The sequence below is a fragment of the Enterobacter sp. PGRG2 genome, from assembly GCF_030291195.1.
GTDB lineage: Bacteria > Pseudomonadota > Gammaproteobacteria > Enterobacterales > Enterobacteriaceae > Enterobacter_D.
Genome location: NZ_CP127837.1, coordinates 623377 through 637306, shown reverse-complemented (window position 1 = coordinate 637306; position 13930 = coordinate 623377). Strand labels below are relative to the sequence as shown.

Here is a 13930-nt window from a genome sequence, read left to right as displayed (position 1 = left end):
TATGCTAAAAAGCCGGAATGTTGTTCCGGCTTTTTTACGTCTGCTAGGTTGTGGCGGGGTATTCCTGGATAGTGACCTTAAGGGACAGCTTCTTATCTTCGCGCATCACCTCAACCGGAATTTCTGAACCCGGGCGGATCTCCGCCACCTGATCCATAGTTTCCAGCGCCGATACCGCCGGTTTATTGTTCACCGAGATAATCACATCGTTCACCTGGATCCCGGCGCGCGCCGCCGGGCCGTCCGGCGCCACTTCGTTCACCACAATCCCCTGGATCTGATCGATGCCGCCACCCTGGGTATGCAGCGGGGCGATCTCTCTGCCGCTGATGCCGATGTAGCCGCGGATCACCCGACCGTCGCGGATCAGCTTATCCATAATTTTGGTCGCCAGCTGGAAGGGGATAGCAAAGCCGATACCTTCCGGCGTTTCGCCGTCGTTGCTCTTGTCAAAGGAGAGGGTGTTGATGCCCATTAATTCACCCAGCGAGTTAACCAGCGCGCCGCCGGAGTTGCCGTGGTTAATGGAGGCGTCGGTTTGCAGGAAGTTCTGCCGTCCTGACGGATTCAGGCCAATACGACCGGTGGCGCTGACGATCCCCTGAGTAATGGTCTGCCCGAGGTTGTAGGGGTTGCCGATGGCCATCACCACATCGCCGATGTGCGGCATGCGTTTACGGTTGATGGGGATCACCGGCAGGCCGCCGGTGGCGTTGACTTTCAGCACCGCCAGATCGGTTAAGGCGTCGGATCCAACCAGCAGGGCTTCAAACACCCGGCCATCCTGTAAGGCGACGATAATCTGGTCGGCGTCATTAATCACATGTTTGTTGGTAATGATGTATCCGCGCTCGTCCATGATCACGCCTGACCCCAGGGTGCGGATCTCCAGCTGGTTATTGGCGGAGGCATTCACGCTGCGGTTATAGACGTTAACCACGGCAGGCGCGGCACGACGTACCGCCTGGTTGTAGCTCACCGGCGTGTCGTCAGCGCTGTCAAATTTGGGCGTCGACAACGGACTAAACTGACGTAGGGAGGGCATAGCAGCCAGAAGAAGGCCACCAACAATCAAACCGATTGCAACGGAGCGTATGAGCTTTACAAACATGATGCAGGCGTCACCAGAGAGAGAATGGGCAGCATAGCATGAGTTATCCGGACATCACACGTGGGGATGATGTCCGGAGCCACAAATACCTAACGTAATAATAAATAAAGCGTATCGTTACCGCGTACCACGTGCAGGGCGATGATATTCGGTTTCGCTTCCAGCACCTTGCGCATTTCCGCTATTGTCTGCACACGGTCCCGATTGACGCCAATAATCACATCATCTTTATGCAGGCCGGCCTGGGCGGCAGGACTGCTTTTTTCCACTTCAGAGATGGTGATCCCTTTGGTACCGTCTTTCAGCTGGCCGTCGTTTAAGGTCGCGCCCTGCAACGCCGGGGCGATCATTTCCGCGCTCGCTGAAGATGAGGTGCTTTTATCCAGCGTAACTTCCACGTCCTGCGGTTTACCATCGCGCAACAGGCCCAGCTTCACTTTCGAGCCCGGCTCGGTGGTGGCGATGCGGGAGCGCAGCTCCGCAAAGCTGTTCAGCGGTTTTCCGTTGAGGCTGACAATCACATCGCCGGATTTGATCCCCGCTTTGGCCGAGCCGGAATTGGGCAGCACTTCGCTGACGAACGCGCCGCGCTGCACGTTGAGGTTAAAGGCTTTGGCAATATCCGCGCTCATTTCCATGCCTTTAATGCCCAGCAGTCCGCGCTTGATTTCACCGAACTGGATCAGCTGTTTGGCCAGCGTCTGCGCCATGTTGCTGGGGATGGCGAAACCAATCCCGACGCTGCCGCCGCTGGGGGCAAGAATGGCGGTGTTAATGCCGATCAGCTCGCCGTTCAGGTTTAACAACGCGCCGCCGGAGTTGCCGCGGTTGATGGAGGCGTCGGTCTGAATGAAGTTTTCCAGCCCTTCGAGATTCAGCCCGCTACGCCCGAGCGCTGAAACAATGCCTGAAGTGGCGGTCTGGCCGAGGCCAAAAGGGTTACCCACGGCGACGGCGAAATCGCCCACCCGCAGGCTGTCGGAATCAGCGACGGCGATTTGCGTCAGATTGGTGGCATTTTGCAGTTGCAGCAGGGCAATATCGCTCTGGTCATCGCCGCCAATCAGTTTGGCTTCAAATTCACGCCCATCATTCAACTGCACATTAATTTTCTGCGCCTGGTTGATGACATGATTATTGGTCAGCACATAACCTTTGGCGGCATCGATAATCACCCCGGAGCCAAGGCCTTCAAACGGCTGGGCTTGCTGATCCGGCGCGTCCTCGCCAAAGAATTTCTTCAGTTCTTCCGGCACTTTGGGATTTTGCTGCACCGCGGTGCCTTCCACCTGCACGCTAACTACCGCAGGCAACACTTTTTCCAGCATCGGCGCGAGGCTTGGGATCGCGGCCTGACCCGGAACCTGTGACGGCAAGGCCGCCATCGTCTGTAACGGCGCGGCAAGCGCTAATCCAACACCTAACGCTAACGCACTCAATAGCTGGTTTTTTTTCTTCATTGATGCTGGCTCTCGTAACCTGAAGTGTAAGGAAAAACGCCCCAAAACAGAGGGATGTTATTGAAATTTTGCACGGGTAACAATGAGGACAATGACTAAATAATAGCTGTGATGGGAAAGAAGAGGCGGGCGCAACCTGCGCGCCCGTAAAAATTCTGGCTTAACAGTCGCTTAATCGCGTTTCTTCGCGCCGCGCAGCAGGCCTGACGCGCCTTCTGAATAGTCGCGCGGCATCTGTACCGGGGCCTGATCGTTACCCGCTTCCGATTCAGCAAGGCGATTGCGGAACGGATTCATCTCGGCGGACATTTCCGGCAGCAACTGGCTGGAGCTTTTCGCCATGTGCTGGTACAGCTGGCGATAATCATGGGCCATGTTATCGAGCAGCTCGGCGCTGTGGGCAAAATGTCCGACTAACTCCTCACGGTACTCCTCCAGCTCGGCCTTATTTTTTTCCAGCTCGTATTGCAGGGCCTGCTGGTTGCGTAACTTGCGATTACCGAAACGCATGGCTACAGCACCGATTACGATGCCGACGACTAAACCAATTAGCGCATATTCCCAGGTCATGAACATCTCCCGTTGTCTTGTGATTCCGTAGGGTGTTGGCAGGGAGGCTCCTCGCCTGTGCCTGATTATGCCACTATAACCGCTAATTCCGTATAAGTGGAATCCTGAGGCTGCATCGCGTAGTGTGGAACGGCCTTTTTTTCGTCAACCGTGAATTACGGCATACCGATACTCAAGGAATAACAATAACATCATGCAAAGTATTACCCCCACATCGCGATACCAGCAAGCCCTGGATGCGGGTACGCATCAGCCAGACGAGGTGCAGCGCGAGGCGGTTAACCGGCTGGACGCTATCTGGCAGCAACTCACGCATACCCACACTACGCCTGCGCCACGCGGCGGCCTGATGGCGGCCTTCGGCAAACTGCTCGGTAAGAAAGAAGAATCGACAACCCCTCCCGTACGCGGCTTATATATGTGGGGCGGCGTCGGGCGCGGCAAAACCTGGCTGATGGATCTGTTTTTTCAGACTTTGCCTGGCACACGTAAACAGCGTCTGCACTTTCACCGCTTTATGCTGCGCGTTCATGAAGAGCTGACGGCGTTACAGGGAGAGAGCGATCCGCTGGAAATCATCGCCGATCGCTTTAAAGCCGAAACCGACGTGCTCTGCTTTGACGAGTTTTTTGTGTCGGATATAACCGACGCCATGCTGCTTGGCGGCCTGATGAAAGCGCTGTTCTCGCGCGGCATCACGCTGGTGGCGACCTCTAACATTCCACCGGATGAGCTTTACCGCAACGGCCTGCAACGCGCGCGCTTCCTGCCGGCGATTGAAGCTATCAAGGCCAACTGTGACGTGATGAACGTGGACGCGGGCGTCGATTACCGTCTGCGTACCCTGACGCAGGCGCATCTGTGGCTGTCACCCCTAAATGACGAGACGGCGCAGCAGATGGAAGCGCTGTGGCTGGCGCTGGCGGGCACGCCGCGCGAGCAGCGGCCAGCGCTTGAGATCAATCATCGCCCGCTGCAAACCCTGGGGGCGGAAAATCAGACGCTGGCAGTTTCCTTCACTACGCTGTGCGTCGAGGCGCGCAGTCAGCACGACTATATTGCGCTATCGCGTCTGTATCACACGGTGATGCTCTACGACGTGCCGGTGATGACGCCGCTGATGGAGAACGAAGCGCGGCGCTTTATCGCGCTGGTGGATGAATTCTACGAGCGGCACGTGAAGCTGGTGGTCAGCGCGCAAGCCCCGTTGCATGAGATTTATCAGGGTGAGCGGGTAAAATTTGAATTCCAGCGCTGCTTGTCCCGCTTACAGGAGATGCAAAGCGAGGAGTATCTGAAGCGCGAGCATCTGGCATAATCGCCTCCCCAGGCACGGCGCGGGGAAAAGTATCGTCGCAATCACAAAAAGGGGTCGATCTTTGTACCCGACTTCCCTATAATCTTGCGACCCCACGTTACGAGAAAGTTTTTTTCCCAAAACTTTTGTGTGCCGGCATAGGCTATTCGAAGGGGTAGGTTTGCTGGACAATGTCGTGTGAACCTCAACTGACTAAACGTTTGGGTGTTCACCAACGTGTAACTATTTATTGGGTAAGCTTTTAATGAAAACTTTTACAGCTAAACCAGAAACCGTAAAACGCGACTGGTATGTTGTTGACGCGACCGGTAAAACTCTGGGCCGTCTGGCTACCGAACTGGCTCGTCGCCTGCGCGGTAAGCATAAAGCGGAATACACTCCGCACGTAGATACTGGTGATTACATTATCGTTCTGAACGCAGAAAAAGTTGCCGTAACCGGTAACAAGCGTACTGACAAAATGTACTACCATCACACCGGCCACATCGGTGGTATCAAAGAAGCGACCTTTGAAGAGATGATTGCCCGCCGTCCTGAGCGTGTGATTGAAATCGCGGTTAAAGGCATGCTGCCAAAAGGCCCGCTGGGTCGTGCTATGTACCGTAAACTGAAAGTTTACGCGGGTAACGAGCACAACCACGCGGCACAGCAACCGCAAGTTCTGGACATCTAATCGGGATTATGGCAATGGCTGAAAATCAATACTACGGCACTGGTCGCCGCAAAAGTTCCGCAGCTCGCGTTTTCATCAAACCGGGCAGTGGCAAAATCGTTATCAACCAACGTTCTCTGGAACAGTACTTCGGTCGTGAAACTGCCCGCATGGTAGTTCGTCAGCCGCTGGAACTGGTCGACATGGTTGAGAAACTGGATCTGTACATCACTGTTAAAGGTGGTGGTATCTCTGGTCAGGCTGGTGCGATCCGTCACGGTATCACCCGCGCTCTGATGGAGTACGATGAGTCCCTGCGTGGCGAACTGCGTAAAGCTGGCTTCGTTACTCGTGATGCTCGTCAGGTTGAACGTAAGAAAGTCGGTCTGCGTAAAGCACGTCGTCGTCCTCAGTTCTCCAAACGTTAATCTGTTTCTGCTCAGGCAGAATACAGTTGGCGAAAAAACCCGCTCCGGCGGGTTTTTTTATGCCTGAAAATTTAGTTATCTACTGTAATAGATTGATTCCTGCCTCTTTTTGAGCAATTGCGCAATACCCTCACCACAAAGCCCGCAAAATCTGGTAAACTATCATCCAATTTTGTGCCCAAATGCCGGGGATAGTTCATTTTTTGTTTAAATATTGAACAATGAAATGTACCCGGGTGGATAGATTACTTACATCTGGCGAGCCACGTTGTGGTTTGCAGCAGTAATATTCTGAATATACCTGGAGGTTTTCATGGCTGTCGCTGCCAACAAACGTTCGGTAATGACGCTGTTTTCTGGTCCTACTGACATCTATAGCCACCAAGTCCGCATCGTGCTGGCCGAGAAAGGTGTTAGTTTTGAAATTGAGCATGTGGAGAAGGATCATCCGCCTCAGGATCTGATTGACCTCAACCCGAATCAAAGCGTACCGACACTTGTAGATCGCGAGCTGACCCTCTGGGAATCTCGCATCATTATGGAATATCTGGATGAGCGTTTTCCGCATCCGCCGCTGATGCCGGTATACCCGGTTGCGCGTGGTGAAAGCCGCCTGTACATGCAGCGTATCGAAAAAGACTGGTACTCGCTGATGAACGTTGTCGTGAACAGCACCGGTGCTCAGGCGGATACCGCCCGTAAACAACTGCGTGAAGAGCTGCTGGCTATCGCGCCGGTATTTGGACAGAAGCCTTACTTCCTGAGCGATGAATTCAGCCTGGTCGATTGCTATCTGGCGCCGCTGTTATGGCGTCTGCCGCAGCTGGGGATTGAACTCAGCGGCGCAGGGGCTAAAGAGCTGAAAGGCTACATGACGCGCGTCTTTGAACGCGATTCCTTCCTCGCTTCACTGACAGAAGCCGAACGCGAAATGCGCCTTGGCCGGGGTTAATAAGCATGGAAATGTCACAACTGTCTCCACGCCGTCCGTATCTGCTGCGCGCATTCTATGAATGGTTGCTGGATAACCAGCTCACGCCGCATCTGGTGGTAGATGTGACCCTGGAAGGCGTGCGTGTGCCAATGGAATATGCTCGTGACGGGCAGATTGTGTTGAATATCGCGCCGCGTGCTGTCGGTAATCTGGAGCTGGCTAACGACGAAGTGCGTTTTAACGCGCGTTTCGGCGGGGTGCCGCGCCAGGTGTACGTCCCGCTGGCTGCCGTACTGGCAATTTATGCCCGTGAAAACGGCGCAGGCACCATGTTTGAGCCGGAAGCGGCGTATGACGGCGACGCCATTTCTCTCAATGACGATGACGAGACTGCCACGCCTGAGGGTGAAACTGTCATGTCCGTTATCGACGGCGACAAGCCCGATAACAGTGATGACAACGATCCTGATGACGATCCGCCGCCGCGCGGTGGCCGTCCGGCATTACGCGTTGTGAAATAAACTGACAGGCCCTGACGGGCCTGTTTTTTTTGCCTTTGGTAACGCCATCCCGCACCAGGTGCGCCAGCCTGATATTCCTGTGTTATGATGAGCTTGCTGTCACACATTACTTATCCGGGCGCTATGAACGCATTTGATCCTGATTCCGACAACCCTGCTGAAAAGGTCGCGCGCACGCTGCGTCGTCGTCCGCTGGCGCGTAAAAAGCTCTCAGAGATGGTGGAAGAAGAGCTGGAGCAGATGATCCGCCGCCGTGAAGTGGCCGAGGGTGAACAGCTGCCGTCTGAGCGTGAGCTGATGGCGCTGTTCAACGTTGGCCGCCCGTCGGTACGTGAAGCGCTGGCCGCGCTGAAGCGCAAAGGCCTGGTGCAGATCAGCAACGGCGAACGGGCGCGCGTATCACGCCCCTCAGCGGATACCATCGTCAGCGAACTCTCCGGCATGGCGAAAGACTTTCTCTCGCGCCCCGGCGGTATCGCCCATTTTGAACAGCTGCGTTTGTTCTTTGAATCAAGCCTGGTGCGTTACGCCGCCGAGCATGCCACCGACGCGCAGATTGAACAGCTCAGTAAAGCGCTGGAATGGAACAGCCAGACGCTGGACGACAACGCGCTTTTTATCCGCTCCGACGTTGAGTTTCACCGCGTGCTGGCGCAAATTCCCGGCAACCCTATTTTCAACGCCATTCATCTCTCCCTGCTTGACTGGCTGATCGCCGCGCGTCCGGCCGTACCGGAAAAAGAGCTGCATCAGCACAATAACGTCAGTTATCAGCAGCATATTGAGATCGTCAACGCCATCCGCCAGCGCGATCCGGATGCTGCCGATCGCGCCCTGCATACCCATCTGAACAGCGTTTTCGCCACCTGGCACGCCTTCGACAAAAAGAAAAAATCCCGCGCCTGATCCCGCATTGCCTTAACGATCCTCAAACGATCGTTTAGTGAGGCAGATCCCATTCCCTGCGTTTGGGGACAAAATGTCGATTTTGTGTGCTGGTATAACAGGTATAAAGGTATATAGTCAGACAGTGATAACCCATCAGGAGAAGTTCATGTCTGTTCAGTTAAAAGGTGTTATGCCCGCCCTGTTAACCCCCTTCGACGCCAGCGAAAATCTGGATACCGAAAGCCTGCGCCGTCTGGTGCGTTTCAATATCAGTCAGGGAATTGATGGGCTGTACGTCGGCGGATCCACCGGCGAAGCCTTTGTCCAAAGCATTAAAGAACGTGAAGAAGTGCTGGAGATCGTGGCCGAAGAAGCGAAAGGCAAAATCACGCTGATTGCCCATGTCGGCACCGTCAGCACGCGGGAAACGCAGCAGCTGGCGACAGCAGCCAGCCGTTACGGGTTTGACGCCGTCTCCGCCGTTACGCCCTTCTATTATCCTTTCAGCTTTGCCGAGCACTGCGATCACTACCGGGCGGCCATTGATGCCGCCGACGGCCTGCCGATGGTGGTTTACAACATCCCGGCGCTGAGCGGCGTGAAGCTGTCGCTCGATCAAATCAGCACCCTGGTCACGCTGCCTGGCGTCGGCGCGCTGAAACAAACCTCCGGCGATATCTTCCAGATGGAGCAGATCCACCGCGCGCATCCGGATCTGGTGCTTTATAACGGCTATGACGAGATCTTCGCCTCCGGTCTGCTGGCGGGCGCGAATGGCGGTATCGGCAGCACCTATAACATTATGGGCTGGCGCTACATGGGGATTGTCCGCGCGCTGGCCGAAGGGGATATCGCCACCGCGCAACGTTTGCAGACCGAGTGTAATAAAGCGATCGATCTGCTGATCAAAGTGGGGGTTTTCCGCGGCCTGAAAACTATCCTGCACTACATGGACGTGCTGACGGTGCCGCTGTGCCGTAAACCCTTCGGCCCGGTTGATGAACAATACCTGCCAGAACTGAAAGCGCTGGCGGATCGGCTGCTTGCTGAGAAGTGCTAACCTGATGCCGGGCGGCAACAGGTCGGCCCGGCCATGAAAAACAGACCGAGCGTCGGGAGAATGTTATGACAATGCCTGCCCAGAGCATCCCGTGGTATCGCCATCTTAATCGCAGCCAGTGGCGGGCGTTCAGCGCCGCCTGGCTTGGCTATCTGCTGGATGGTTTTGATTTTGTATTAATCGCGCTGGTATTAACCGAGATCCAGGGCGAATTCGGCCTGACCACCGTTCAGGCAGCCAGCCTGATTTCCGCCGCCTTTATTTCCCGCTGGTTCGGCGGGCTGATGCTGGGGGCGATGGGGGACCGCTACGGTCGCCGCCTCGCCATGGTCACCAGCATCATTTTGTTTTCTGTCGGTACCCTGGCCTGCGGTTTCGCGCCGGGCTACACCACCATGTTTATCGCCCGTCTGGTGATCGGCATGGGGATGGCGGGTGAATACGGCTCCAGCGCCACCTACGTGATTGAAAGCTGGCCGAAGCAACTGCGCAATAAAGCCAGCGGCTTTTTGATCTCCGGTTTTTCCGTGGGCGCGGTGATCGCCGCTCAGGTTTACAGCCTGGTGGTGCCGGTATGGGGCTGGCGGGCGCTGTTCTTTATCGGCATCGTGCCGATCGTTTTCGCGCTCTGGCTGCGTAAAAATATTCCGGAAGCGGAAGACTGGCAGCAAAAACATGCCGGTAAAGCGCCGGTGCGTACTATGGTCGACATTCTTTACCGCGGCAAACTGCGCATTCTGAATATCCTGATGACAATAGCCGCCGCCAGCGCGCTCTGGTACTGCTTTGCCGCGCAGATGAAAAACGCCGCGCTGGTGATTGCCTTTGGTCTGCTGTGCGCGGCGATCTTTATCAGCTTTATGGTGCAAAGCAGCGGCAAACGCTGGCCGACGGGCGTGATGCTGATGGTGGTGGTGCTGTTTGCCTTCCTCTATTCCTGGCCCATTCAGGCGCTGCTGCCGACGTACCTGAAAACCGAACTGGCTTACGATCCCTCCACCGTGGCGCGGGTGCTGTTCTTCAGCGGCTTTGGCGCGGCGGTGGGCTGCTGCGTGGGGGGCTTTCTCGGCGACTGGCTGGGCACGCGCAAAGCCTATGTTTACAGTCTGCTGGCCTCGCAGTTATTGATCATCCCGGTATTCGCCATTGGCGGCGCCAACGTCTGGGTGCTGGGCTTTTTACTCTTCTTCCAGCAGATGCTGGGGCAGGGGATCTCCGGGATCTTACCTAAGCTGATCGGCGGCTATTTCGATACCGATCAACGGGCGGCGGGGCTGGGCTTCACTTATAACGTGGGGGCGCTGGGCGGCGCGCTGGCGCCGATTATCGGGGCACTCTTCGCACAGAAAATGGAGCTGGGCACCGCGCTGGGATCGCTCTCTTTCAGCCTGACCTTTGTGGTGATCCTGCTGATTGGTCTTGATATGCCGTCCCGCGTACAGCGCTGGTTGCGACCGGAAGCCCTGCGTACACACGACGCTATTGATGGCAAAGCGTTTAGCGGTGCGGTAACGCATAACACGGACAAAAGCGGCTTAATGAAAACAAAGCGGGCGGCGAAATGATCACTCTGGCTATCGACATCGGCGGCACCAAACTTGCCGCTGCGCTGGTGGACGTGCACGGGCGATTATCCTGCCGCGCCACCCTGCCGACGCCCGCCAGCCGCACGCCTGATGCGCTGGAGGCCGCCCTGCGCGATCTGCTGACGCCGCTCTACCCGCGTGCGCAGCGCTTCGCCATTGCCTCCACCGGTATCATTCAGGATGGCGTACTGACGGCCATTAACCCGGAAAACCTTGGCGGACTGGCGCATTTTCCGCTGGTGGCCTGCGTCGCGAGCATCACCGGCTTGCCGGGAGTGGCGCTAAATGATGCGCAGGCGGCAGCATGGGCAGAATATCAGCCGCTGGCAGCTCGGGTGCGTGACATGGTGTTTCTGACCGTCTCGACAGGCGTCGGTGGCGGCCTGGTGCGTGATGGCAGGCTGGTCACCGGACAGGGCGGGCTGGCGGGCCATTTCGGCCATACGCTCGCCGATCCGCTCGGGCCGCGCTGTGGCTGTGGACGTACCGGCTGCGTGGAAGCCATTGCCTCCGGACGCGGGATCGCGGCGGCGGCAGAGGGCGAACTGGCTGGCTGTGACGCGAAAACCCTTTTTGCCCTGAGCGAGCAGGGACATGCAGGAGCCAGTGCGCTGGTGGACAGATCGGCAACCGCGCTGGCACGCCTGATCGCCGATGTGAAGGCCGCCACCGACTGTCAGTGCGTGGTGCTCGGCGGCAGCATTGGTCTGGCACCCGGCTATCTTGCCCGTGTGCGGACGGCGCTGTTACGCGAACCGGCGATGTACCATACCGAATTACTGACTGCGCATTATCAGCACGACGCCGGACTGCTCGGCGCGGCCTGGTGGGCTAACGGGAGAAAAGCATGATTTACGGAGATATTCACCAGCCGGAAGCGGCCGGTTTACCCGCCGGATTGCTGGATGCGCTGCGCCAGGCGCTGGCATTAGCGCCGGAGCAGCTATCCTCCGGACGGCACGAACTCGCCGGTACGGCGTGCTTTATGAACGTGATGCATTACAGCACCCAGTTGCCGGACACAAAAAAGGCTGAACTCCACCGGCAGTATGTGGATGTGCAGGTGGTGCTTTCCGGGGAAGAGCAGATTTTTTACGGCGCTGCGGGCAGTGCGCGCGAGTGTGAAGAGTGGCATGACGCAGAAGATTATCAGCTGTGCCAGCACATTGATAATCAGCAGACGCTGACCCTGCGCGCCGGGATGTTTGCCGTATTTATGCCTGGTGAACCGCATAAGCCTGGTTGCACCATGGGGCGGGAGAGCGAGGTAAAAAAAGCGGTGATTAAAGTTCCCTGCGAGGAAGCCACTGGCTGAAATGCGGGGGCGAAAAATATCGCCCCCGCATTTATTACCAGCGATAGTTCCAGAGAATATGGCCGCCGTAAGCGTCGTAGCTGTTTTCGCCCCATTCGCCCGTGGCGCGTACGGAGAGCGTCATTGCTTCATTGAGCTTACCGGTGATCCCGACCTCGACCAGGGCGCGATCTTCCGGCACATCGTTACTCAGCGTTTCGCCGTTAAACTGCAAATCGGTCGCGCCGTCGCCGTTAAGCCAGTTAACCGATGTCCACGGCTGCCAGTCTCCCGGCGCTTTCTGATTGAGGTTGCTGACGCGTACGCCCAGACGGGTCAGAATGCTGTCCTTGTCGCTTTGCGTAATGCGCGTACCGTTAACCTCGGTATGATCGTCCTGATCGAGATAGCTGTAGATGATCTGGCCCTGAGGCTCGATCTTCCAGCTGCGATCTTCTTCACCGTTAACCAGCCAGGCGTGGCCCATTTCCAGCGAGGCGGCATAGCCGTTGCTCTTGTAATCTTCAGAGTCGAGGCCATCGCCACGAACGTAGCCGTCATACCAGTTAGCCTGCACCCAGCTGTCCACATAGCTGCCGGTACGTAACTGTGGATCCTGCTGCCAGGTGGCATACAGCCCGACGTTATAACCGCTGACTTTTCCCTTCGCGGAGTTGCGGTTATTAGTGGCATCCGCATGCGTGACGCTCAGACCTGCGCCAAGCATAAAGCCGGCATGCAGTTCGCCTTCATCATAAGTGCGGGTATAGAGATCGCTGCCGACCTGGAAGACGGTGGTGGTGGTGTCATAACCGCCTTTCGCATCCGCTGCGGTACCTTCGTTATAACGGCCTTTGACGTACATCCAGCCATTTTGTTCGCCTTCATTACGCGCCAGCACCTGCTCGCGATCGTCCAGCTTGTGCAGGAACATTTGCTGTGCAGCGCTCTGGTTAGCCAGATAAGCGCTGGTTTCCGGACGAATGACGTCAGGGGATTTATCTCCACCGCCGTTGCCGTTATCACCACCGTTGCCGTTATCRCCRCCGTTRCCGTTATCGCCGCCGTTACCGTTATCGCCRCCGTTRCCRTTATCGCCRCCGTTGCCRTTATCGCCGCCGTTRCCATTATCGCCGCCGTTGCCATTATCGCCGCCGTTGCCRTTATCGCCGCCGTTGCCGTTATCGCCGCCGTTACCGTTATCGCCGCCTTCGCCGTTGTCACCATCGCCGTTGTCATTTGGATCGGGTTCTTTTTCCGATACCAGATACCAGTCTCCATCGCGCTTTTTAAGATCGTATTCCCAGGCACCCGCTACGGCACGGGATGAGAGAGTGAATACGGCATCGGAAGTCTGCCCAACCTCAATAATTTCAATGCCGTTGATTGTCTGCGCGCCCTGGCCGCCGATATTGGTCAGCGCCACTTTCGATTCACCGCTGGTGTTACCGGTGATGGTCAGCATGTCCGTCGCAGCGTTGTCATCCGCGAGGGTGGTATTCATTATTAGCTGGCTGCCGGCATTACCAACATAGTTACCATTGATGGTAAAACGCTGGCCTGGCTGGGTGTTTGCGCTGCCAATAATCAGCGAACCGCTGTTGCTGACGTTACCCTTTATGGAATCCGCAGTAGCGGAAGGGGTATTCCCTGCCGTCGCCACATTCCAGGCTGCCAGCGTGCCGCCTGCCATAATATTCACATCGCCCGTTACCGTACCGGCACTGGCCAGGGTGGCGCTATTGTTGATGGTGATGCTGGCAGGCGCAGCGGCCGTGCCCAGCGCGCTGTCTTTGGCGACCAGCGTGGTGCCGCCATTGAGTTCAGTGCCGCCGGTGTAACTGAATACACCGTCAAGCGTCAGGGTGCTGGCATCGGATTTAATGAGTTTACCCTGGCCGCTGATATCACTGCTAAAGGTGGAGTCGCCGCTCTGATTAATTATCAGATTGCCGTTATTGGTTACTGCATCAGAGATAAAGGCCGCGGTGTGCGTAGCATCCCCTATTTGTAAGGTGGCACCCTGATTAATAGTGGTGCCGCCAGCATTGTTTATGGTACCGGTTAGCGTTAAGGTGCCGGTGGTGACCTGCAGGACTTTATCATTA

The 13930-nt window shown here is 56.5% G+C and carries 14 protein-coding genes; 10 read left to right on the top strand and 4 right to left on the bottom strand.

The features are described 5' to 3' along the window. Nucleotides 1-43 precede the first annotated feature (43 nt). From degS to zapG, 3 genes are all read right to left on the bottom strand, one after another. Complete coding sequence (degS, locus tag QRD42_RS02680) at nucleotides 44-1111, bottom strand: outer membrane-stress sensor serine endopeptidase DegS (RefSeq protein WP_072569545.1); 1068 nt, start codon at nucleotides 1109-1111, stop codon at nucleotides 44-46. Nucleotides 1112-1200: 89 nt separating this feature from the next. Then, nucleotides 1201-2571 (bottom strand): serine endoprotease DegQ, encoded by a 1371-nt coding sequence (degQ, locus tag QRD42_RS02675; protein ID WP_072569546.1) that lies wholly within the window; start codon nucleotides 2569-2571, stop codon nucleotides 1201-1203. 171 nt (nucleotides 2572-2742) lie between these two features. Then, a complete protein-coding gene (gene zapG, locus QRD42_RS02670; protein WP_072570127.1) occupies nucleotides 2743-3141 on the bottom strand; it encodes a Z-ring associated protein ZapG in 399 nt (132 codons plus the stop codon). Nucleotides 3142-3334: 193 nt separating this feature from the next. Between zapG and zapE the strand changes: the two genes are divergently transcribed. The 10 genes from zapE to nanQ all read left to right on the top strand — a co-directional run bounded on the left by zapE (nucleotide 3335) and on the right by nanQ (nucleotide 11843). Further along, nucleotides 3335-4459, top strand: a complete 1125-nt coding sequence (gene zapE / locus QRD42_RS02665; protein WP_321988128.1) for a cell division protein ZapE — start codon at nucleotides 3335-3337, stop codon at nucleotides 4457-4459. Between the two features lie 244 nt (nucleotides 4460-4703). Further along, a complete protein-coding gene (rplM, locus tag QRD42_RS02660; RefSeq protein ID WP_017374839.1) occupies nucleotides 4704-5132 on the top strand; it encodes a 50S ribosomal protein L13 in 429 nt (142 codons plus the stop codon). A 14-nt stretch (nucleotides 5133-5146) separates the two neighbouring features. Next, a complete protein-coding gene (gene rpsI / locus QRD42_RS02655) occupies nucleotides 5147-5539 on the top strand; it encodes a 30S ribosomal protein S9 (RefSeq protein WP_003025138.1) in 393 nt (130 codons plus the stop codon). A gap of 313 nt (nucleotides 5540-5852) precedes the next feature. Continuing rightward, the gene (gene sspA / locus QRD42_RS02650) at nucleotides 5853-6491 is read left to right on the top strand and encodes a stringent starvation protein SspA (protein ID WP_072569548.1); all 639 of its coding nucleotides are present in this window, start codon (nucleotides 5853-5855) and stop codon (nucleotides 6489-6491) included. Between the two features lie 5 nt (nucleotides 6492-6496). After that, nucleotides 6497-6994 carry a ClpXP protease specificity-enhancing factor gene (sspB, locus tag QRD42_RS02645; RefSeq protein ID WP_318363363.1) on the top strand — a complete coding sequence of 166 codons (498 nt, stop codon included), beginning with the start codon at nucleotides 6497-6499 and terminating at the stop codon, nucleotides 6992-6994. A 123-nt stretch (nucleotides 6995-7117) separates the two neighbouring features. Beyond that, entirely contained in the window at nucleotides 7118-7900 is a 783-nt protein-coding gene (gene nanR / locus QRD42_RS02640; protein ID WP_072570128.1) for a transcriptional regulator NanR, read from the top strand. A gap of 148 nt (nucleotides 7901-8048) precedes the next feature. Continuing rightward, entirely contained in the window at nucleotides 8049-8942 is an 894-nt protein-coding gene (nanA, locus tag QRD42_RS02635) for an N-acetylneuraminate lyase (RefSeq protein WP_321988127.1), read from the top strand. A 65-nt stretch (nucleotides 8943-9007) separates the two neighbouring features. Next, nucleotides 9008-10507 carry an MFS transporter gene (locus QRD42_RS02630; RefSeq protein WP_321988126.1) on the top strand — a complete coding sequence of 500 codons (1500 nt, stop codon included), beginning with the start codon at nucleotides 9008-9010 and terminating at the stop codon, nucleotides 10505-10507. After that, nucleotides 10504-11379 carry an N-acetylmannosamine kinase gene (gene nanK / locus QRD42_RS02625; protein WP_321988125.1) on the top strand — a complete coding sequence of 292 codons (876 nt, stop codon included), beginning with the start codon at nucleotides 10504-10506 and terminating at the stop codon, nucleotides 11377-11379. The genes QRD42_RS02630 and nanK overlap by 4 nt, the downstream gene beginning before the upstream one ends. Beyond that, complete coding sequence (gene nanQ, locus QRD42_RS02620; protein WP_321988124.1) at nucleotides 11376-11843, top strand: N-acetylneuraminate anomerase; 468 nt, start codon at nucleotides 11376-11378, stop codon at nucleotides 11841-11843. The genes nanK and nanQ overlap by 4 nt, the downstream gene beginning before the upstream one ends. 34 nt (nucleotides 11844-11877) lie before the next feature. Here the strand turns inward: nanQ and QRD42_RS02615 are convergent. Beyond that, nucleotides 11878-13930: autotransporter outer membrane beta-barrel domain-containing protein (locus QRD42_RS02615; RefSeq protein WP_321988123.1), on the bottom strand; the 2053-nt coding region annotated here is incomplete at its 5' end.

Excerpts from the sequence above, each read along its gene's own strand:
- degS (WP_072569545.1), bottom strand. The coding sequence starts at position 1,111 with ATGTTTGTAAAGCTCATACGCTCCGTTGCAATCGGTTTGATTGTTGGT.
- degQ (WP_072569546.1), bottom strand. The coding sequence starts at position 2,571 with ATGAAGAAAAAAAACCAGCTATTGAGTGCGTTAGCGTTAGGTGTTGGA.
- zapG (WP_072570127.1), bottom strand. The coding sequence starts at position 3,141 with ATGACCTGGGAATATGCGCTAATTGGTTTAGTCGTCGGCATCGTAATC.
- zapE (WP_321988128.1), top strand. The coding sequence starts at position 3,335 with ATGCAAAGTATTACCCCCACATCGCGATACCAGCAAGCCCTGGATGCG.
- rplM (WP_017374839.1), top strand. The coding sequence starts at position 4,704 with ATGAAAACTTTTACAGCTAAACCAGAAACCGTAAAACGCGACTGGTAT.
- rpsI (WP_003025138.1), top strand. The coding sequence starts at position 5,147 with ATGGCTGAAAATCAATACTACGGCACTGGTCGCCGCAAAAGTTCCGCA.
- sspA (WP_072569548.1), top strand. The coding sequence starts at position 5,853 with ATGGCTGTCGCTGCCAACAAACGTTCGGTAATGACGCTGTTTTCTGGT.
- sspB (WP_318363363.1), top strand. The coding sequence starts at position 6,497 with ATGGAAATGTCACAACTGTCTCCACGCCGTCCGTATCTGCTGCGCGCA.
- nanR (WP_072570128.1), top strand. The coding sequence starts at position 7,118 with ATGAACGCATTTGATCCTGATTCCGACAACCCTGCTGAAAAGGTCGCG.
- nanA (WP_321988127.1), top strand. The coding sequence starts at position 8,049 with ATGTCTGTTCAGTTAAAAGGTGTTATGCCCGCCCTGTTAACCCCCTTC.
- QRD42_RS02630 (WP_321988126.1), top strand. The coding sequence starts at position 9,008 with ATGACAATGCCTGCCCAGAGCATCCCGTGGTATCGCCATCTTAATCGC.
- nanK (WP_321988125.1), top strand. The coding sequence starts at position 10,504 with ATGATCACTCTGGCTATCGACATCGGCGGCACCAAACTTGCCGCTGCG.
- nanQ (WP_321988124.1), top strand. The coding sequence starts at position 11,376 with ATGATTTACGGAGATATTCACCAGCCGGAAGCGGCCGGTTTACCCGCC.